The organism is Saltatorellus ferox (assembly GCA_007751475.1).
Taxonomy (GTDB): domain Bacteria; phylum Planctomycetota; class UBA1135; order UBA1135.
The window spans coordinates 131,425-149,842 of record CP036434.1; the positions used below are offsets into that span (position 1 = coordinate 131,425).

The 18,418-nt window shown below is 66.6% G+C and carries 17 protein-coding genes; 12 read left to right on the plus strand and 5 right to left on the minus strand.

Translation table 11 applies throughout. The features are described from left to right. Nucleotides 1-21: 21 nt before the first annotated feature. Nucleotides 22-906 carry a sialate O-acetylesterase gene (locus Poly30_RS00480; protein ID WP_419191393.1) on the plus strand — a complete coding sequence of 295 codons (885 nt, stop codon included), beginning with the start codon at nucleotides 22-24 and terminating at the stop codon, nucleotides 904-906. A 39-nt stretch (nucleotides 907-945) separates the two neighbouring features. On the opposite strand, the gene Poly30_RS00485 is transcribed toward Poly30_RS00480, so the two are convergent. After that, nucleotides 946-1,779: a hypothetical protein gene (locus tag Poly30_RS00485; RefSeq protein WP_419190781.1), complete on the minus strand. Its 834-nt coding sequence runs from the start codon at nucleotides 1,777-1,779 to the stop codon at nucleotides 946-948. A gap of 736 nt (nucleotides 1,780-2,515) precedes the next feature. Here Poly30_RS00485 and Poly30_RS00490 point away from each other — a divergent pair. From Poly30_RS00490 to Poly30_RS00535, 10 genes are all read left to right on the plus strand, one after another. Beyond that, on the plus strand, nucleotides 2,516-3,187 hold the full coding sequence (locus Poly30_RS00490) for a biliverdin-producing heme oxygenase (protein WP_145194063.1): 672 nt from the start codon (nucleotides 2,516-2,518) through the stop codon (nucleotides 3,185-3,187). Nucleotides 3,188-3,195: 8 nt separating this feature from the next. After that, nucleotides 3,196-3,666, plus strand: a complete 471-nt coding sequence (locus tag Poly30_RS00495) for a 2Fe-2S iron-sulfur cluster-binding protein (RefSeq protein ID WP_145194064.1) — start codon at nucleotides 3,196-3,198, stop codon at nucleotides 3,664-3,666. Between the two features lie 16 nt (nucleotides 3,667-3,682). Next, the gene (locus Poly30_RS00500) at nucleotides 3,683-4,384 is read left to right on the plus strand and encodes a V4R domain-containing protein (RefSeq protein WP_145194065.1); all 702 of its coding nucleotides are present in this window, start codon (nucleotides 3,683-3,685) and stop codon (nucleotides 4,382-4,384) included. Next, nucleotides 4,377-5,198, plus strand: a complete 822-nt coding sequence (locus Poly30_RS00505) for a hypothetical protein (RefSeq protein WP_145194066.1) — start codon at nucleotides 4,377-4,379, stop codon at nucleotides 5,196-5,198. Before Poly30_RS00500 ends, Poly30_RS00505 begins: the two co-directional genes overlap by 8 nt. Nucleotides 5,199-5,271: 73 nt before the next feature. Beyond that, nucleotides 5,272-5,769, plus strand: a complete 498-nt coding sequence (locus Poly30_RS00510; protein WP_145194067.1) for a globin family protein — start codon at nucleotides 5,272-5,274, stop codon at nucleotides 5,767-5,769. 35 nt (nucleotides 5,770-5,804) lie between these two features. Further along, entirely contained in the window at nucleotides 5,805-6,479 is a 675-nt protein-coding gene (locus tag Poly30_RS00515; RefSeq protein WP_145194068.1) for a hypothetical protein, read from the plus strand. 31 nt (nucleotides 6,480-6,510) lie between these two features. Beyond that, nucleotides 6,511-8,298, plus strand: a complete 1,788-nt coding sequence (locus Poly30_RS00520) for a protein kinase domain-containing protein (protein ID WP_145194069.1) — start codon at nucleotides 6,511-6,513, stop codon at nucleotides 8,296-8,298. Next, complete coding sequence (locus tag Poly30_RS00525) at nucleotides 8,295-8,792, plus strand: hypothetical protein (protein ID WP_145194070.1); 498 nt, start codon at nucleotides 8,295-8,297, stop codon at nucleotides 8,790-8,792. Before Poly30_RS00520 ends, Poly30_RS00525 begins: the two co-directional genes overlap by 4 nt. Before the next feature lie 4 nt (nucleotides 8,793-8,796). Continuing rightward, nucleotides 8,797-12,324, plus strand: a complete 3,528-nt coding sequence (locus Poly30_RS00530) for a ParA family protein (protein WP_145194071.1) — start codon at nucleotides 8,797-8,799, stop codon at nucleotides 12,322-12,324. A 38-nt stretch (nucleotides 12,325-12,362) separates the two neighbouring features. Then, nucleotides 12,363-13,169: a ParA family protein gene (locus Poly30_RS00535; protein ID WP_145194072.1), complete on the plus strand. Its 807-nt coding sequence runs from the start codon at nucleotides 12,363-12,365 to the stop codon at nucleotides 13,167-13,169. Nucleotides 13,170-13,182: 13 nt separating this feature from the next. Here the strand turns inward: Poly30_RS00535 and pncA are convergent, their stop codons facing one another. Genes pncA through pncB form a run of 3 tightly spaced genes read right to left on the minus strand, consistent with a single transcriptional unit; the run spans nucleotide 13,183 to nucleotide 15,961 of the window. After that, nucleotides 13,183-13,788 (minus strand): bifunctional nicotinamidase/pyrazinamidase, encoded by a 606-nt coding sequence (gene pncA / locus Poly30_RS00540; protein WP_145194073.1) that lies wholly within the window; start codon nucleotides 13,786-13,788, stop codon nucleotides 13,183-13,185. Between the two features lie 5 nt (nucleotides 13,789-13,793). Next, nucleotides 13,794-14,483 (minus strand): NUDIX hydrolase, encoded by a 690-nt coding sequence (locus tag Poly30_RS00545; protein ID WP_145194074.1) that lies wholly within the window; start codon nucleotides 14,481-14,483, stop codon nucleotides 13,794-13,796. Then, nucleotides 14,480-15,961: a nicotinate phosphoribosyltransferase gene (gene pncB, locus Poly30_RS00550; RefSeq protein WP_145194075.1), complete on the minus strand. Its 1,482-nt coding sequence runs from the start codon at nucleotides 15,959-15,961 to the stop codon at nucleotides 14,480-14,482. Before pncB ends, Poly30_RS00545 begins: the two co-directional genes overlap by 4 nt. Before the next feature lie 242 nt (nucleotides 15,962-16,203). Between pncB and Poly30_RS00555 the strand changes: the two genes are divergently transcribed. Further along, on the plus strand, nucleotides 16,204-17,727 hold the full coding sequence (locus tag Poly30_RS00555) for a hypothetical protein (RefSeq protein WP_145194076.1): 1,524 nt from the start codon (nucleotides 16,204-16,206) through the stop codon (nucleotides 17,725-17,727). On the opposite strand, the gene Poly30_RS00560 is transcribed toward Poly30_RS00555, so the two are convergent. Beyond that, nucleotides 17,700-18,323, minus strand: a complete 624-nt coding sequence (locus Poly30_RS00560) for a DUF4234 domain-containing protein (RefSeq protein WP_419190782.1) — start codon at nucleotides 18,321-18,323, stop codon at nucleotides 17,700-17,702. The genes Poly30_RS00555 and Poly30_RS00560 overlap by 28 nt on opposite strands. Nucleotides 18,324-18,418 lie beyond the last annotated feature (95 nt).

Below are 18,418 nucleotides of genomic sequence, written 5' to 3' on the forward strand. Positions count from 1 at the left end.
GCACTTTCCGTTCTCGTATGCATGGGCCTCGCGATCGGTTCGGCGCCTTCATCGGGTTGCCGCAGCGTTCCTGAGAAGGTTGGGGAGAGTCCGCTTGCGGTGTATATCGTGGCGGGCCAGTCGAACGCCGTCGGATTCGATGCACCAGGGACGCAACTGAGCCACGAGCCAGACGACGCACGCGTTCACTTCTGGTGGCGCGTCGGAGATCCACCGCCTGATGCGTTCGATTCCACTCAGGGGAGCCAGCGCTGGGTTCCGCTTCAGGCTCAATCCCGAGGTACACCCATGCAGAGGGAGAGCGGACCCAGGCAATACGGCAACTTCCGCGATCCTTCCGGCGGCTTCGGGCCGGAGATTGGATTCGCTCGCTGCGTCATGAGCCGAGCAGGCGATCCGCGTTCGGAGGCGGCGATCCTCAAGGTGGCATTCAGTGGGACGAGCCTCTTGGGTGACTGGGATCCAGAGGACCCGGGTGACAAGGGGGCCTGCTACCGGGCACTGATCCAAGAGTTCACCCTCGCCATGGCCGAGCTGCGTGCCCGGGGCCATGAGCCCAGGGTTGAGGCGTTGCTCTGGATCCAGGGCGAGAGCGACGCGAACGCGGCAGGGGCCGAGCGCTATCCTGCGGCGCTCGAGGCGCTTCTCTACGCCCTTCGACGCGACCTCGCGGCTCCTGAGATGATCGCTCTTCTCGCGGTGAACACGAAGTTCGGCGGTGGCGAGAATCCCTGGGTGCTTCGGATCGCAGCGGCGCAGCAGCTGGTGGCCAACCGCGATCCGCGCAGCGTTTACGTTGACACATCAGCCGCTTCCATCGCCAATGGTGCCCACTACGACGCGGCGGGAACGCTCCTGGTGGGCAGAAGGATGGGCGAAGCGCTCGTCGAACTCCAGGCTCGTTGAGCCGAGCCCCGGCGGGCCGTCTGCGGTCTCAACGCTCGCTCACCCTACCGAGGGACGGCGATTCGCGTCGGCCAGGAAGCCAGGGTAGAGCACGTCGGTCAAGAACGGGTCGGCCCAGGCCTTTCCGAAGGTCGTTTCCAGGAACCGCTTCGAGGGATTTCCCTCCAGGGATTGGCGGCGGACGCGCGCGAGGCACTGCGCAACCTCGGCGGCCGCTTCGTCGGCTCGGCGCGGGTAGCCGGCAGCCTTCGATCGCATGGACGCGGTCTTGCAGGCGTCGAGGAACGCATCCAGGGCTTGCAGTGAAGGAACCAAGGCATCCTCGGTCATCGGCCTCGACCAGAGCGCTTCGGAGGAGAGCACTCCCTCCGTCCACTCGGGCCGCTCGTCGACCTGCGGAAGGTCTGCGCCGAAACGCTTCCTCAACGATCGACAGACCGTGGCAGGCGCACCGGGTGACGACAGCGATTCCTCCCTGGCCAGAAGATCGTGCAAGTCGTAGATCGCCAGCACGACTCTCGACCGAACGATGATGAGCTCCACCTGCATGAGCGGCAGATACGAGTGCGGCACGGGGAAGGCTGCCAGGTTGAGGATCAGCGTTCCGCGGTCGCTGAAGATCTCCGATGCGCGAAGCCAGACGTGGTCCGGTGAAACGAACGCTCGGGTGACGTGCCGGGTCACGGTACCTCCCTTCTCGGAGGCGGTCTGCGCCAGCTCCGTGGGAAGTCCCACCGCCGTAAGGGTCATCCCTTGCAGCCATTCGTCGAGCTTGCGACGCGTGTCCTCCACGAAGCTGAAGTCCCGTGTGACCGGATCTGTCGTCTCCTGCTCTGCACGAGCTCCTTTCGCCGTATTGCGGGCGTTCGTCATACCCGAACGTGTCGACCGACGGCCCCTGCTGCTTGAGGTCGCAGCGCCGAGCATTTCCTCCACACAGCTCAAGAGACCTCCGTGATGGACTCGATACCTGTCTTGGCACGCGACGCCCCCCCCTTGTCCGTGACCGCCCCCCCCATGTGCCCTGTCTACCCCCATGTGCCGTCGCGGCACGTGAGGATCTCCATCGCTCTTCTTGAAGCAGAAGGAGGTCCCCACCGATGAGCTCTCCTTCGTCCCCACCAGGACCGGACGAGAACTTCATTCTCGTTGAGCTTCTTGCAAGCTCCGGTCTCGTGGCAGCAGAGCATGTCATCGCGATTCAATCGTGGTGGACCACGTGTCGTAAGGATCGAAGCGTGAGTCTCGCGCAGTTCCTGAGCGAGGCGGGGGTCCTTCCCCGTTCGGTGCCGCGCACGATCTCGTGCATCGCCAAGGGATACCTGCGCCCCGACGACCCGGCCGCGCTGCTGTCGCCAGTGGACACCACCAAGATCCCGCAGCCTGGTCAATACGGCGAGTCGGCTGAAACAGCGGCATCGACCCCATTCGCTGAGCCTCTCGGGCCGCTTCCGTCCTCCTGCGCTGCTCCAGACCGCCCCGCAAGACGCATTCGCCAGAAGGGCGCCGTCGACGCGCTTCGTTCCCTGAGCAGTCGCTTGGGTCAACGACCCACGCAGAGACCTGAGAGGCCCGCGGATGCCTCGCCCAACGAGCCCCCTACACCGTCATGACGTCCCCCGATACGAAACACGCTGCCGCCCTTCCGTCCACGCTCCTGCGAGCGACCATCGCCGGGGAACACACCTCGATCGAGCAACTGGCTGTCGCGAGGGCGATGGTCGAAGGGACGATCGAAAGAGAGACCTACCTCACGCTACTCCAGCACATGCTTGCGCTGCATACGGTCGTCGAGTCCGACGTCCTGCCGGCGCTTCCGGAGTCCATCGCAAGCCCTTCGATGGCGCGGGTGCCAGCGCTCCTGCGCGACCTTGCTGCCCTTGGCGGTGCGCGAAAGCCCATGGATGCCGGATCGGTCGATCGCATCGCGCGATTCGGCTCGAGCCTTGCCACCGAAACGCCGCTGGCGCTCCTCGGCGTCATCTACGTGCTTGAAGGTTCGCGTATGGGCTCGATGGTGCTTTACGAGCCGCTCGCCCGCGCCCTCTCGATTCAGCCATCGCCAGGCGCCGGCCTCGACTACCACATGGAAGGTATGGGTGAGACACCACTGCGCTTCCGTGCCCTCAAAGCTCAGATCGACGCCGCGCTCGAAGATACCGGGGACGCCACGTCTGCCGCTAGTGTCGCTGGTCGCACGATGGCGCTCCTCCACGAACTCTACTCATCGATCTCTCGAACGATGTCGAACGAATCCACCGAGACCGCGCAAGCGGCCTGAGGTACACGATGGCGAAGACGATTCAACTCGAGCCCCTCGGCACCCAGGTCGATATTCCGACCGAGACCGACATTCTCCAGGCACTCCTGGCGACCAAGGTCGACGTCAAAATGGCCTGCAAGGGCAAAGGGCTCTGCGCGACCTGTCACGTGCATATCACGGCGGGCGCGGACCAGCTCACCTCCAGAACGGAGCGCGAGGAGCGCACGCTCAAAATGGTCGGGACGGCCGATTCCACGAGCCGGCTTGCCTGCCAGGCACGTGTCCTCGGGCCGGGCGTTGTGATCACGCTCCCCCAGGGCATGTACATCGAGCGCGCCGAAGACCTCGATGGCCTGATCGGCAAGCGTGCGGGCACGAACATCCTGCACCCCATCGACGGATCCATCCTTGTGCCGAAAGGCAAGCTGATCACGCGTTCGCGCGTCAACGAACTCCGCGAACTCAACGAACAGGTTCGCAACCTCGACAAACACTGATCCCAGGACACCCAACATGGCACTCATCAAGTCACAAGCCGCCGACGGCGTCACCCGCGATCACGTCCGTTGCGTCGAGGGCGAGCAGCCGTTCGTTCACAACTACTTCATCAAGGATCGCTTCTTCGAGCACGATCGCCAGGAAGGCGTACTGGTGGATCGCTACGGCAAGCGCATTCTGCGCGTCTCCGAAGACTTCATCGTCGGCATGGCAAAGGGCCTGGAGGCAGAGGTGGGCGAGCAGTCCGCCGGAGACGTGATGTACAAGGCAGGATACCGCTGGGGCATGAAGGACCAGCGCTTCCTCGACAAGCGCATGACCCATGAGTTCGAGTGCGACTTCAGCAAGATGGGCATCGGCTTTGTGCTCGAAAGCTGGTGGTGGCCGTACACGATGGGGGGCTGGGGCACCTGGCGCTACGACTTCACCCAGGGCAAGCAGGGCCTCATTTTCGTGGACCTTTACGAGTCGGCGGTCGCGAAATCGCTCGGGGACATCGGCAAGGTGGCCTGCCATTTCTACGCCGGCCTCTTCGGCGCGACGTTCGCCGGACTGGCGAAGCGCGACCTTGGCTCCATCGAGATCCAGTGCTACGGCATGGGCGACGACTTCTGCCGGTTCCTGATCGCGAGTCCCAAGCGCGTCGATGCCGCCGCGTTCTGGAGGAACGAGGGCGCCACGTCCAAGGACATCCAGCGGAAGGTCAAGGATGTCTGAGGAGAACCTGAACGACCGCAACGACCTCGGCGACCTTGACGAATTCCTCGACGAGCTTCCCGAGTCGATGGACATGGAGACGCTGCTCGGTGTGTCGGCCCGGCGGGCGACCGCATCGGACGCAGAGGCGTTCTTCGATGATGAGGACCTCGGAGAGTTCGAAGACGACTTCTTGGACGACCTTCCGGAAGGGCGAGAGATCGCGTCCGTCCTGGGCCAGACCTACTCCGAGCCGTGCCGCGATGAAGAGACGGGCGACCTCCTCGGATCGTTGCCCGAAGAGGCCGCACTCCAGGCTCTGCTCGCTGGGAACGGGCACGGAGACTTCGACGCGGGGGCCGTGGAGAACGTCCTCAGCCTGCTGACCGATCAGTCCAAGCTGGCGGCGCTCATCCAGACGCTGAGCACGCGCCATGGCGCGAGCACGGAACAGCCCGAGGCGGACGCGCAGGTCGCTTCAGAGCCTCTTGCCGCGGCAGAACTCCCGCGGGACGCCGGTGCGTCGTCCGGGCCGCTGATCGTCGGTTCCGTCCCAGTACAGTCGTTCCTTCGCGGCATCGACTGGTCGGGGAAGGGCCGGAACATGCGAACGAACAGGACGGTCACCCCCGCGCCTCAGGCGGTGGAGCGTGCGTCCGTGCGCTCCGGTTCGGCCCCGGCCGCTCCCTCGACGGGAGTCATCGTGGGTTCCCTCGCCGTCTCGGACTTCCTTCCGGCCGTGAACTGGTCTGGGAAGGCGCAGCCCCGACGGAACCCGTCGAGCAGGCCCACGCCGCAACCCGCCAGGCAGACGTCCCCCACGATCGAGTGGTGAGCGATCCGCGCTACCCTCTCTCGAAACGACTCCAAAAACCAACCGAAACCGCCGACATCGGCCCGAAGACACCATGAACTCACCGATCCTCAAGCTCGTCTACGAAAGCGAGAACCGCTACCTCACCACCGAGGAGTGCCGTTCGATCTCCAGCTACGCCGCGTCGATCCCGTCCCGCCTCGCGATCGCGAGCGAGGTCGAAAAGGTCGAGACCGCGGCCGTGCGTGACTTCATGGATCGAGTGCAGAAGAAGTATCCGCGGGTGGACAAGTTTCACGAGCAAGCCCGCGAGAAAGGAGAGCGCGACGGAGCCCTGACGGTGCGCGTGATCACGCAGTCGATGGTGCTCAACGACATGAGCTACCTCGACGAGCGCCTGCTGTTCTGGTTCCGCACGATTCAGTCGTCCTTTGGCTTCACGCCGACGTTCATCCGCGACTCGTACACGTTCCTGAAGCAGTCGTTCCTGGAGCGCCTCTCGATGGATGCAGCGAAGGCGCTGACGCCATACTTCGACCGCGTGATCGAGGTCCTGAGCGACTTCCCCGAGCCCGCGACGCCGCGCGTTTGAGCCCCAGGGCGCCTTTCCTCGAACCCAAGAGCATCATGGTCACCGAAATACACCGTGGCGGCAACTTTTTTGCCGAGCCGCACGCATTCAATGTCTCCTTCGCGACGGGCATCCTCAAGAACCGCTATGGCCGCCGCTACGTGGCGCTGACGGAGACGTTCCTGTCGGGCTTCCTGGAGGGAATCGAGATCGAATGCGGTGAGGCGACCGACGAGGTCCTCTATACGTGCGGCTGGGAGTACGGAGACATCCACGCCCGCCACCTCGACGAGGACCTGTCGCGCTACTACGGCTCGAACTCCAGGCAGTTCGCGATGGCCAAGTTCACGGCGCTCGTGCACGAGGCGCTCAGCCACGACGGCTGGGGGCACTTGGAGATGGACTATAGCCAGCACGAGCACGGCGTGCTCGCAGCGACGGTCAAGAACCCTATCTACTCCTCCGTGGTGAAGGGGCGCGGCGCGTGCTCGGACAGTCTGCTGGCGGGCTTTCTCGGCGGCGTCTTCTCCTACTTCGCCGAAACGCGACTCGACTGTCTGCAGACCTCGGCACCGGCGGCGGACGATCTTCGCGGCGAGCCGGCGCAGCGGCCGAGCTCGACGTTCGTGATCACGACGCGGCAGCGAATCGATGACGTCATGGGCGTTCTCGATGCGGGCGGCGGCCACTGTGAAGTGATCGCTGAGCTCTCGCGGGCGAAGGCGGCCTGACCGAGTTCGTCCACCAGGACTCTTCACGAACATGACCTCCACGACCACGAAAGACCAGGCACCAGGGCAGGGCGGCGCCGACGCCATCGCGCTGCAACGGGTCTCGGCCCACCTGGGCGATCGCTACGAGATCGTGGAGCGACTGTCGGAGAGTCTGAACCAGGCGGTCTACCGGGCGGTGTCCCGGGAGACCGGAGAGTCCGTGGCGATCAAGCGGATCTCGCCCGTCGAGGGTCGCACGAGTCAGTTCTCCCGCGAGCTTCACACCTTGCTTCGGCTGGACAACGATGCGATCGTGCGGCTTCTCGATTTGGAGCAGGCGCCGGATGGAACGGGCTACCTGATCCTGGAGCACTGTGCGGGAGGGAGCCTTCGCGACGCGATGCGGGGCGCCCGGCAGAGCGGACAGGGCTGGTCCACGGAGCGAGCCGTCGAGGTCATCCTCGACGTCGCCCGGGGCCTCGAGGCGCTGCATCGCGCTGGACACGTCCATGCCGACATCAAGCCGGAGAACGTTCTCTTCAGCCGCGAGTTCCTGGCCGGTCCACCCCATCGATCGTCCGAAGGGGGCGTCAAGCTGGCGGACTTCGGGCTCGCACGAGCGAGCGCCATGCGAGCCGCCTCCGGGCCGAACGCGCTGAGCGGAACGCCGGCGTACATGGCACCCGAGCGCTTCCGCGGGGAACTCAACTGTGCCTCCGACCTCTACTCCCTGGGCGTTCTCGCCTACGAGCTGCTGCACGGGAGCCTGCCGTTCGAAGGCGGAGCGGCGGAGGTCGTGCGGGCCCAGCGTCTCGGCCTTCCGGCCTTCGATGCCGCGCTGCCCGCCCCGTGGCCCGAGCTGCTCGGCCTGCTGCTGGAGCCGGATGAGCAATGGCGCCTCGACGACGCCCAGCGACTGATCTCGCTGGCGGAGGCGTGCCCTGTCTCGATCGGGGTCGCGCCGATGCCTGTCGTTTGGAAGCCCCTGCCGCCCGCAAGCCTCGGCGTGCTACCTGGCAAGGACGGCGAGCCAGGCTTCGTCGTCGGCCGCGGAGGCATCACCCGCTACTCGGATGGAGCCGCCGTGCCTGTTCCGTTTCGTCAGGTCGATGCCTTCCTCGAGTCGAGGAGCGGCGTGGTGTGGGTCGCTGCGGATAACGCGCTTTACCGGTCGCTCGATCCTGGCCTCGCCCGAGGTTGGGAGCGGATCGTCGAGCTGATGGAGCCCACTCTGTCGCTCACGGAGATCACGGACGCCGGGCGCGATTCCGCGCTCCTGGTACTCGATGTTCGCCGGGCGACGGCGCACGCGGAGTGCGGCGCACAGCTCTGGAGCGTGGGCATCGAATCCCATGGCGCCATGGCGCGCATCGTCGCCCTCGGAGGAGATCGGCTGGCGATCGCCTCGGGATCCCTCGAGCCTTCGATTCGCATCTTCGAGGGCGCGGGCAAGCGGGTCGCCGAGTTCCAGCTGCCGGGCATCGTCTGGCACATGGCGGCCGCCGACACCACCACGCTTCACCTCGACGTCGTGGCCGGTGACCGGATGCGATCACTGGCTCTCGCCCTCGGCAGCGGACGCATATCCCCGATGCCCCGTTCGCAGAGCGTCGCGTTGAGGGCGCACTCGCGGGCGGGCCGTTCCCTGACTGTGCTCCGCAGTGGAGTTCTTCTGGAGGACGACCGTCCGACCCCCACGCACTTTGCGCTCGATCCGGACGATCGAGTGCTCCAGGCCCTGCAGACATCCGGCTCTCTCCTCGCCTGCGTCGAGCGAGAGGGCACGCTGCTGCTCGGGACCTCGAAGCCAACACTTGACCCGAATCCCATCGTATGACTGACATCTTCGCCATCTGTGACGGGTGCTCCAAGAAGTACCGCGTCCCCTCCGTCGAGCGCACCTATGCCTGCAAGTCCTGCACGGGAACCGTTCGTCCGCTCGGTCAGGCAGCGCCTCCCGCGCCCGTCCACGCCACGGCGATCAAGGGCGGGCCCGAGGTCCGCCGCCACAAGGGGCCCGGATTCTTCACGAAGCTTGCGGGTGCGCTGGCGTTCTGGAAGCGACCCGAGGAGTCGGATGAGCTGTCCGCTTCGATCACGCTCGATTCCATGGACTGGGACGTGTTCGGCGCGGACCCGCTCGATGCCTCCGAGGACCCCATGAAGCAACCGTCGCTCTTGCGCGCCGGTGCCCCCGCACAGGAGACCGAGCAGCAAGACCCATGGCGCGACGGCGCGACCGCTCCACGCATGCCAGCCCGGGACGACCACTCTCCCCAGGAGAGCCCGGACTCCGTTCGTTCCGCTTTCAACGACTTCGACTGGGACTGATTCCATGAGTACGCACATCCCCAAGCTCGCCATCGCGAGTCTCAAGCTCGAGTCCGGCGCGACCACGACGGCCCAAGCCCTCGCCTGGACCTGGGGCAAGCTAGGCCTTCGGGTCCTGCTCGTGACCACGGGCGAACACATGCCCACGGAGCTCGTGAGTGTGTCCGAGAACGTCTGGCTCGCCACCGGCGACGACGAAGCGGATTTCGCCGTCGGCCCGCAGGTCGTGCTGGTGGACTGTCCGCCGCTGTCGCGGCTGGCCTCGCACAAGGTGCTGATTGGCTGCGATGGCCTCGCGCTAGCACTGCCCACGACGCCGCACTCGCAGAGGTCGGCCATGCGCTGCCTTTCGGAGCTCTCACGGATGATGCGTGACGACGTGCCGCCCCTCACGTCCATCCTCCCGATAGCCTTCGAGCTGCGGAACGAAACCCATCGGATCGCGCTGGCCTCGTTCCACGAAAAGTTCGAGGGTCTGTTCGTCTCCGCGCCAGTGCCGGTGATGTCTGGCATCGTCGACTGGAACTTTCTCGCGGGTGAAGACCTGCCCCAAGACTGCCAGGGAGTGTTCCTGCAGATCGCGAGCGAGCTGGAGGCCCTGCCGCCATTCCGCGCCCAGGAGAAGGCGCCGCGAGTTCACGAAGAGATCTTCAGGGTCATCTCGATGGATGACCTCGAGCCCGTGGAGGTGGTCGAGGGCGATGCGGCGCTCGCCGAAGAGTCGTCGCTCGAAGGTGCACTCGACGAGGCGACGTCGTCCGTGGAAGAACTCGTCGACACGATCGACGCCACTCCGATCGTCGCGCCGTCCGCGGCGATGGAGAGCGAGATCGACGGCGTCTTCGCTTTCGGCGACGGTGACTTCGTTCCGCTGGGCCCGTCCGACGGCGGCTCGGGCAGCGAGGGTGCTGCGCAGCAGACCGTCACGGTGGTCGTCGAGCCAGAGGTGCAGACGAGCGATCCCGCCTTCGCCATCTGTGTTTCGGGGGTCGGTAGCGCATCGAAGTCCGGCGCGATGACGCTGGCTGTGGCACAAAGTCTCTCGTCCAGCGGCCAGCGCGTGCTCGTGCTCAACGCAGATCCGGAAGTCGAACTCTCGCGCTACGGCGACGGGACGAACGAAGGGGAATACTGGTCGAATGTCCTGATGGGCAGCGGTCGCAAGGGCGAGGCCAGGGAGCGGCGCGCCGACTGCGTCGTCCTGCATGCTCCCCAGGCGGATACGGCTGCGGCGCAAAGCGTGTTCGCTCAGGTCGACGGCGTTCTGCTCGTCGTGCCGGAGGGCGAAGAGCACCTCCCTGCGCTGCAGAACGCGTTGGCTTCGATCAGCGACGCGCAGGCCAGCGGGCTGGATCAGCGCCTCCTGGGCGTGACCGTGCTCGGCGGTGCCGAAGATTCCAGCTTCGTGACGGCAGTCCGCGCGCTCCTCGGCGATTCCGTGACGGTCACACCGATCGTGGCCGAAGGGGGCGCGTCGAGCTGGCTGGAGAACGGAACGGGAGCGCCTCCTTCCGGCGAGTTCCTGACGAGCGTCGAGTCCGTCGGAATGGGCTTCGCGATGACCATTGCCTCGGAGCTGGTCACGCTCTCCGTCCAGCCGGCAGAAGCGGGAGCGGTCCCGTCGAGCGAAGACGCGGCGGGCGCAGATCACGGGACCGACCTCGAGTCCACCACCGCCGGGTCCACGGCCACGCGCACCCGGCGCGAGCCTGGAACGCCCTACGTCCTCGCCATGGCCAGCCACAAGGGCGGCACCGGCAGAACGACCGCGACCCTCGGGCTGGCATGGGCCCTCGGCCGCCTCGGACGCAAGTGTGTTCTCTACGACATGAACCCCACGCCCACGCTCCACCTTCTGGCGGGCGCGCAGCCCGGCACCGAGGTGTGGCCCAACGTCAGGCTCGGCCGGGGTCAGATCGACCTCGACGAGCTTCTCGGCGCCGACTTCGTCATCGTGGACGCGCCTCCGATCCTGGAGACCGCGGGCATGGAGATGGTCGGACAGTCCCACGGCGCGGTGTTGACCACGCTTCCGGACCCGCTCGCGTTCAGGACGATCCCGGGCGCCACGGCCGCGCTCGAGGAAGCGCAGACGAAGAACCCGGACCTCGAGTTCCTGGGGCTCTGCGTCTCCGTGTTCGACCAGAACGACCCGCTCCAGGAGGAGATGATCGGCGACCTGCGTCGCGAGGTCGGCGACCTCTGCATCGAGCCGCCGATCCCGCTGCAATCCGAGCTCGCAAACTGGGGCCTTCACCCAGGTACGCCGTTGCCAGCGGGACCGGGACGCCGAGCCTACTTCGAGTTCGCGAACTATATCGAGGAGGGGGCCGGGCTCGAGCGCACGAAGCCGAGCGAGGAAGATTTGAGCGAAGCGCCGGCACCGCCCCAGGCCAAGGGCCGCCAGCGTCGGACACCCCAGGTCGGCCGGCGGGCAGACGACGGTCGCACGAACTCCAGTACGCCAGCGCCTCGGACGACGGCTCCCACCGTCGAAGCGCCGCAGTTCCGCGGCGTGGCGAAGCGATTGACGTTCAAGAACAAGAGCGTCACGTGCGATGAGTGGGGGCTCTTCGGTTCCCGTGGCATGACCTTCTTCGCCCAGGTCGTGGAAGACGGTACGGGGTTCGGTCTCGTGCCGGACCAGTCGTTCCTCGACGGGCAGCTGACCGAGAAGGTGGCCGCGGGCGTCGCGCGATCGGGACTGCTTCTCTCGTTCACGAGGGCGGGCAAGCCGGATGCCAAACGTCCTGCGGGCGTCCACCCGCGCGGTACGACCGAGCCGGGTTTCTTCCCCGCAGAGGCCGAGGGCTTCGCGGCCGCTTGCAAGGAACTCTGCAAGCGGTCCGCCGTCGACGCCCTCGATGAGTGCGACGACTCCGCGGACGGCCGCTTCCTCGCAGGTGTCTTGGAGCTCTTTGGCAAGAGCTACGACGACGCCGCCGAGGCGTTCGGCGAAGCACTCGCGCAGGAGCGCAAGCTGGGATCCACCACCACGCGACTCGGCGTCCAGCTCGTGGCGGGCGTGCACTTCGGCAACGGCCTGAGCGTCCAGTTCGGTCCCAACGCCGCGGGGGCCAAGCTGGGCCAGGTGATCGCGCTCTTCATGGACGGCGACATCGAAGGAGCCAGCGCAGCCGCCGACGAACTCGTGGAGTTCGAGCCCGAGGACTTGGCGGTCAAGCTGTTGCGAGCGGAGATCGCCATGGCCGAAGGGACCAAGGCGGCGCATCAGCTCGTGAACCGCATGACGACCGATATCGAAGGCAATGGTGCGCTCGAGCGTGCGCTTCTCGTTCACAAGGCGCGCAGTCTTGCCGCGCTCGGTCTTGCTTCGGCGGCCCGCGACGCCCTCTCTGTTGCGGCGGAGAATGGCAAGGGCCACGACAAGGCCCTGAACGCGGTCGTGCTCTACGAGGGCGCCGTCGCCGCGGAAGCCCAGGGAGACGAGGCCGCAGCGCGCCGCGACTTCGAGCGTCTCTACACCATCGATCCAGGCTACGCCGACGTGGCAGAACGCCTGGGCCTTTGACCTCGCCGATCAACGAATACACTGACACACACATCATCGTGAACAACAGTCCAGACATAGCTGGCCGCCCCGTGAACACGCGGACGGTCATGATCGGCAGCCAGAAAGGCGGCGTCGGAAAAACGACGACCACCATTAATCTCGGCGCCGCCTTTTCCGAGCGTGGCAAGCACGTGCTCGTGGTCGACACCGATCCGGTCAGCAGCGTGGCCGCGTCCCTCCACCTCGAAGTCCCGGACTTCTGCGGGTTGGAGCGCGCGGCGGCAGGCAACGCAGATGCGATCCTACGCGACGTGGAGCCGGGCCTCGACGTGCTGCCCTGCAGCCCGACGGACTTCCGCTCCGATGTCCGGATCGGTGGCTGGATCCAGCAGCTCGGCGAGCAGGAGTTCGAGGATCCCTACGACCTGATCCTCGTAGACTCGTCGCCTTACACGGGACCGCGTTCCCGGGATCTTCTGTGCTCGGCGGACGAGCTGCTCCTGGTCATCCGCGCCGAGCCGCTGTCTTACCGGACGCTGCCGAGCTTCCTGCACGACCTGCGCCGACTCGACAACCTCGATCTTGGCCCGAACCTGCGCGGCATCATCCTGACGCTGCCCCAGGGCGAACCCCTCGGCGGCCGCTGGGAGAACGGCCTTCGCAACCGTTTCGGAAGCCGCATGATGCCCCAGGCGGTGCCCTACGACTCGGTCGTCGGGTATTCGCTGGCCCAGGGTCTACCGGTGGTCATCTCGGATCCCGAGAGCGTGCCAGCGCAGCAGTACCTGGAGCTGGCCGCGGAGCTGGAGCAGCGCTGGGACGAGGAAGAAGCGAACGGCGTGGTGCCGCGCAGCGCGGCCTGATCGTCACGGCCCGTCAGTCCACGAGGACGACACCCGCCGCGCTCATTTCCGCGAGCGCGGCGTCGATGTCACCGGGGCTGAGTTCGACGCCGCGGCAGCCAGAGCGAAGGAGCCGAACCTGGAAGCCTTCTCGCTTCGCATCGAGCGCCGTGAAGCGCACGCAGTAGTCGGTCGCGAGGCCCATCACGTCGACGGCGGTGATACCGCGCTCCCGAAGGAGCGCGGAGAGCCCGGTCGAGCGCTCGCCGCCGTTGTCGAAGAATCCGCTGTAGCTGTCGACCCCGGGGTCTTCTCCTTTGCGCACGACAGCGTGGATCCCGCCGACGTCGAGGCCCGAGTGGAACGACGCGCCGGGTGTGCCCTGGACGCAGTGCACGGGCCACAGCACCTGGGTGAGCCCACCCAGCTCGATCACTTCCCCGGGGTTCAGTCCCGGATGGTTCGCGGCGAAGCTCCCGTGGTTCGACGGGTGCCAGTCCTGGGTCGCCACGACGAGGTCGTAGTTCGCCATGAGGCCGTTGGCGACGGCGACCGTCGAGTCGCCATCGGCGACCGCGAGCGAGCCGCCGGGCATGAAGTCGTTCTGCAGGTCGACGAGAATCAGGGCGCGGTTCTTCATGGGATTCAAAGCCGGAACTGGAAGCCCTCCTTCAGGAGGCTGGCGTAGCGCGCCGCATCGAAGCGGTAGAGCTGGGCGGCGCGGCGCGGCACGCCCGTCTCGTATTCACCGGTGGGAAGAAGCAGGCCGAGGGCGTGGAGTTTCTTCCGGAAGTTGCGCTTGTCGAGCTCCTCGCCGAGGACCGACTCGACGAGCTTCTGGAGGTCCGTCTGGGAGAACTGCGCGGGGAGAAGATCGAAGCCGACGGGGCGGGTGCGCACCGCTTCGATCATGTGCGCGCGGGCACACTGCAGGATCGCGGCGTGGTCGAAGGCGAGGGCTGGCGGGTCGTTGGCCGGGAACCAGCGCGCATCGGCGGCGTCGGTCGCTGCCTGGACGGAGTGATCCCCGAGCTTCACGAGGGCGACGAACGCCACGGTGACGGTGTGCCCGCGGGGGTCGCGGCCGCGGGTGCCGAAGGCGCGGAGCTGCTCGAGCAAGACCGGTTCGATCCCGGTCTCCTCACGGAGTTCGCGCCGCGCCGCCGCGTCGAGGTCCTCGTCCAGGCCGACGAAACCGCCGGGCAGCGCCCACGCTCCACGGAACGGCTCCTCGCCGCGCTCGATGAGGAGCACGCGCAGCTCGCCTGCGTCGTAGCCGAAGACGACGGCGTCGACGGTTACGGACGGGCGTGGGTATTCGTAGGAGTAGCTCATCGCTGATGAATGGGCGCGGCCGCGGGAGTGGCACGTTCGATGAGTTGGGCCTGCAACAGGCTCAGTTCCGAGGATAGCTCGACGGGAATCTCTTCCGGCGCGTCCAGGTCGAACGCGCCTTCGGGCAAGCGGGCCAGCTCGGCGCGAGCGCGTTCACGCGCGCTCTTCAGGTCCAGGGGATAGTCCGGAGCGATGTCGCCGCTGCGCACGGCGGGGCGCAGGAGGTGCTCACGGTCGCCTTGGATCTGGCTGAGGTCGTCGGTCGCCGCGGAGAGGAAGTCGCCCACCAGCATTCCATCGCGAACGACGCGCTGGACCTCGACGTGTCCCGGCAGCGACCGCTTGGCCACGGTCGAGGAGAGCTTCATCACCGGTCGCCACGGCTCATCGGCGTTCTCGCGAACCGCGGACAGCTTGTAGACGACGCCCAGCGCGGCCTGCTCGCCGCCGGTGACGAGGCGGGTGCCGACGCCGTAGACGTCGATCTCGGCGCCGCGTGCCCGCAGCTCCATGATCTTGCGCTCGTCGAGGTCGTCGGAGGCGACGATCTTGACGTCGGGGAAGCCCGCGCCCGACAGCGCCTTCCGCGCGTGAACGCTGAGCTCGACGAGATCGCCCGAGTCGAGTCGAATGCCGCTCAGCCCGTGCCCGCGGGCCCGAAGTCCGCGCGCAACCTCGATCGCGTTCTCGATGCCAGCGCGGGTGTCGTAGGTGTCGACCAAGAGCACGCAGCCGTCGGGCATCGACTCCGCGAACGCTTCGAACGCTTGACGTTCGGTCTCGTGCGCGTCGCCGGATCCGGCGAAGGACTGAACCCAGCTGTGCGCATGGGTGCCCTTCACCGGGATGCCGAGCCGCGCTCCCGCGAGAACGTTCGAGGTGCCGGCCACACCTCCGACCCAGGAGGCGCGCGCCGACCGGATCGAGGCGTCGGGTCCCTGGGCGCGGCGTGCGCCGAACTCCAGCACCGCCGCGTCCGCCGCGGCGCGAACGATCCGCGCCGCCTTGGTCGCCACCAGGGTCTCGAACCCGATGCGGTTGAGCAGGAAGGTCTCCACGAGCTGCGCCTGCCAGAGGGGCCCGGTGACCCGCACCATGGGGACGCCGGGGAGGCACACGGTGCCGTCGGCGACCGCGTCGACGTCGAGGTCGAAGCCCTCCATCCGGCGCAGCACGTCGAGGAACTCCGCTTCGAAGAGCGAGCTGCCACCGGGCCCCGGGAGCGCCGCGAGGGCGTCCAGGTCCGCCTCCGAGAAGCGCAGGCTGGCGAGGGTCTCGATGGCCTCGGCCACCCCCGAAGCGAGCGCCCAGGTGCCCCCGAAAGGGGCGCGCCGGAAGGAGAGCAGGAAGCTACCCTCGGCGTCGAGGCGCCCAGCCTTCCAGTGTCCCCGGGCCATGGTGAGCTGGTAAAGGTCGGTCAGGAGCGCCTCGGAGAGGCCGCCTTCTGGCTGGTGTCCTGCGGGCTGGCTCTGTTTCATGTCGATCTCCTCGGCCGGGCGGCGCAAAGCGCGCCTCGCCCAATGGTGTATATCGGACACTCAGAGCTCCGGCGAACGTGAAACCCCGATTCTGTGCCGCGGGTCCCGAAAAGGAGCTGCCGCCAACCGTCACGGGGCACCTGGTGGGAGCAGAGGCGACATTCCGTGTAGCCTCTCCGCCCCGAGAGCTGCGAAGAGCGCAGGGAATCCACGATCGACGGCGCGATGAGCCCCAGGACACCATGACGAACCCATACTGCCACGTGCTTGGCATCAAGGTGCCCAGGCTCGAAGAGGTGAAGGACCACAGAGACGCCAGCGCCTACTCGATGCTGATCGTCTCCCTGCTCGAGAAGGGAGAGGGGATGACCCTTCAAGAGGTGGCGGACCGCCTCGTAAAGGCGGGTTTCGCCTCCCCCGAGCGAGCGCTGATGGGTCTCAAGCGCTGCAGGCCCGCGCGCCCACCGGTCTATCGCGACGGCGACCTCTATCTCCTCGATCCCCACGACGACGAGCTGGATCTTTGGGCCTTTCGTCTCGGCCTTCGTCCCGCGAAAGTTCCGAAGATGTCGCTGGTCCGGAGCGAGCCGGAGCCGATTCGTGGGCCCGACGAGCCCTTGACCGTCGCCGAACTCGAGGAGGCCTGGAGAGACGCTTACATGGGGGGGGCATGGTCGAACCAGAGGATCGCGCTGGCGATTCTGGATGCCCTTGGCGGGCCACGGAGCCCCGAAGAAGTCATCGCGTTCGCCGATACACATTGCCAGCGTCACCACCTGAAGGCCGAGTCGGCCCAGTACTGGCGAAGCGGAGCGCCCATCGCCGCGGATAGCGATGGACGCTGGGTGATGGACCCGGCCCATGCGGCGCTGGCTTCCGCGCGCAAAGCGGTGCGCGAGAGACTCGTGGTGGTCCGGCGCCAGGCGGGGTCTCGGCCTGACCCCGTCGTGATGGCCGCTCAGCGGGAAGCGCTGGAGCGCCAAATGGTCGCCAAGGGGGAGGAGCTTGCGCGCCTGCGACGCGTGATCGTGCACGCCTTTCCGCCCGACGCGCCCCGGGCCGTCGTGCTGCTCGACGTGGGCAAGCGCGAACTGACCACGCTCTTGGAGGACGACCTCGACCGGGTTCCCGGGATGCTGACCGAGTTCGATGTTCTTATCGGTTTGGACATTCGCCGCCAGCTCCGAGACCTCGGCTTCGATCCCGAAGATCGCCGGCTCACGGACCTCGGTCAAACGCAGAAGAGCATGCGCCTCAACAAGCAGGGCCGGACGCTCAAGATCACGACGAAGATGCTGATCCAGAGTTCCTGCGGGATCTCGAGCCCGCTGGGCGATCCCAAGAAGCTCCGGGGTTACCTCGCCTCCGGTGCAACGACCTCGCTGCGTCGACGGCTGGAGTCGGACGCGAAAGCGCTCTACGCGTTCTACCGGTACGGAAGACTCCAGGGCGCTGTGCGTTTGAAGTGGGGATTCCTCGACGAGGGGCTCCCGGTTCCGTGGATTCAGCGGGAGGAGGAGCAGGAGCGTCTATACGGCATCGTGCAGCGTGCCCATGACGAAGGGCAAGCGCTCGAAGTCGTCGTCGGATCGGCACCGGGTTGGGAAGAACCGTGGGCGAGGGCGCGGATGGTCTGGCCTCGCCCTTCGACGCATCCCTATCGCGGCCTCGAAATCGTCGACGAGTTCGGCTACCGAATCGATGAGCACCTCGTGCAGAGCGCTCGACGGGTGATGGGTCACTCATCCAACCCGAGGGCCGAGTAGACGCGCTCCTCGTTCGCGGCGAACGAGTTCGCCACGACGAGGCACTGGCGGCCCCAGTTCCAGAGGCCGCTGATGCCGAGGATGAGCAAGACCATGTCCACCTGCTCGAACCAGGAGGGAGTCTCGATCGAAAGCAAGGACAAGCTCTTCATGCCGATGTTCTCCAGGGCGATGGAGGTCATGCCGAGGACGAGGTTCTGCTTGCCGCTGCTGAGAATCGGCACGCGAAGACGATCGGCCGCGGCCACCTCGGCGAGACGGTCGGACAGCTTCCAGCTGAGCATCAAATAGAGCACGTGCGCCGCGAAGTTGATCGCCATGCCGCCCCAGAAGAGCCACAGCTGGACGTCTCCAGACCCGAATACGCCCGACGCGACGATCGGAACCAGACTCACTCCTGCCACGGCGAAGGGGAGGATCACGGGCAGCGGAGTCGCGGGGTCCTTGCCGACCCTCGAGGGCGTCTCCGCGTGCAATCGGTACACCCAGTAGGCCAGATAGATGCCGAAGGTCACCAGAGAAAGTCCAGCCACGAGTGCACCGCTGCGCTCCTTGGGGTTGGCGCGGGGATAGCGCCAGGTGCTGCTGTTGCCCATCACGGAATGGTAGTCGACGGGGTGGGCCCTGGATAAGGGAAGCTGGCCGGTGGGCAGAGCCATGAACCGACTCCGGATTCATCGGTCCCATTTCG

Coding starts and splice junctions, on each gene's coding strand:
- Poly30_RS00480 (WP_419191393.1), top strand. CDS start 22: ATGGGCCTCGCGATCGGTTCGGCGCCTTCATCGGGTTGCCGCAGCGTT.
- Poly30_RS00485 (WP_419190781.1), bottom strand. CDS start 1,779: ATGACGAACGCCCGCAATACGGCGAAAGGAGCTCGTGCAGAGCAGGAG.
- Poly30_RS00490 (WP_145194063.1), top strand. CDS start 2,516: ATGACGTCCCCCGATACGAAACACGCTGCCGCCCTTCCGTCCACGCTC.
- Poly30_RS00495 (WP_145194064.1), top strand. CDS start 3,196: ATGGCGAAGACGATTCAACTCGAGCCCCTCGGCACCCAGGTCGATATT.
- Poly30_RS00500 (WP_145194065.1), top strand. CDS start 3,683: ATGGCACTCATCAAGTCACAAGCCGCCGACGGCGTCACCCGCGATCAC.
- Poly30_RS00505 (WP_145194066.1), top strand. CDS start 4,377: ATGTCTGAGGAGAACCTGAACGACCGCAACGACCTCGGCGACCTTGAC.
- Poly30_RS00510 (WP_145194067.1), top strand. CDS start 5,272: ATGAACTCACCGATCCTCAAGCTCGTCTACGAAAGCGAGAACCGCTAC.
- Poly30_RS00515 (WP_145194068.1), top strand. CDS start 5,805: ATGGTCACCGAAATACACCGTGGCGGCAACTTTTTTGCCGAGCCGCAC.
- Poly30_RS00520 (WP_145194069.1), top strand. CDS start 6,511: ATGACCTCCACGACCACGAAAGACCAGGCACCAGGGCAGGGCGGCGCC.
- Poly30_RS00525 (WP_145194070.1), top strand. CDS start 8,295: ATGACTGACATCTTCGCCATCTGTGACGGGTGCTCCAAGAAGTACCGC.
- Poly30_RS00530 (WP_145194071.1), top strand. CDS start 8,797: ATGAGTACGCACATCCCCAAGCTCGCCATCGCGAGTCTCAAGCTCGAG.
- pncA (WP_145194073.1), bottom strand. CDS start 13,788: ATGAAGAACCGCGCCCTGATTCTCGTCGACCTGCAGAACGACTTCATG.
- Poly30_RS00545 (WP_145194074.1), bottom strand. CDS start 14,483: ATGAGCTACTCCTACGAATACCCACGCCCGTCCGTAACCGTCGACGCC.
- pncB (WP_145194075.1), bottom strand. CDS start 15,961: ATGAAACAGAGCCAGCCCGCAGGACACCAGCCAGAAGGCGGCCTCTCC.
- Poly30_RS00555 (WP_145194076.1), top strand. CDS start 16,204: ATGACGAACCCATACTGCCACGTGCTTGGCATCAAGGTGCCCAGGCTC.
- Poly30_RS00560 (WP_419190782.1), bottom strand. CDS start 18,323: ATGGGCAACAGCAGCACCTGGCGCTATCCCCGCGCCAACCCCAAGGAG.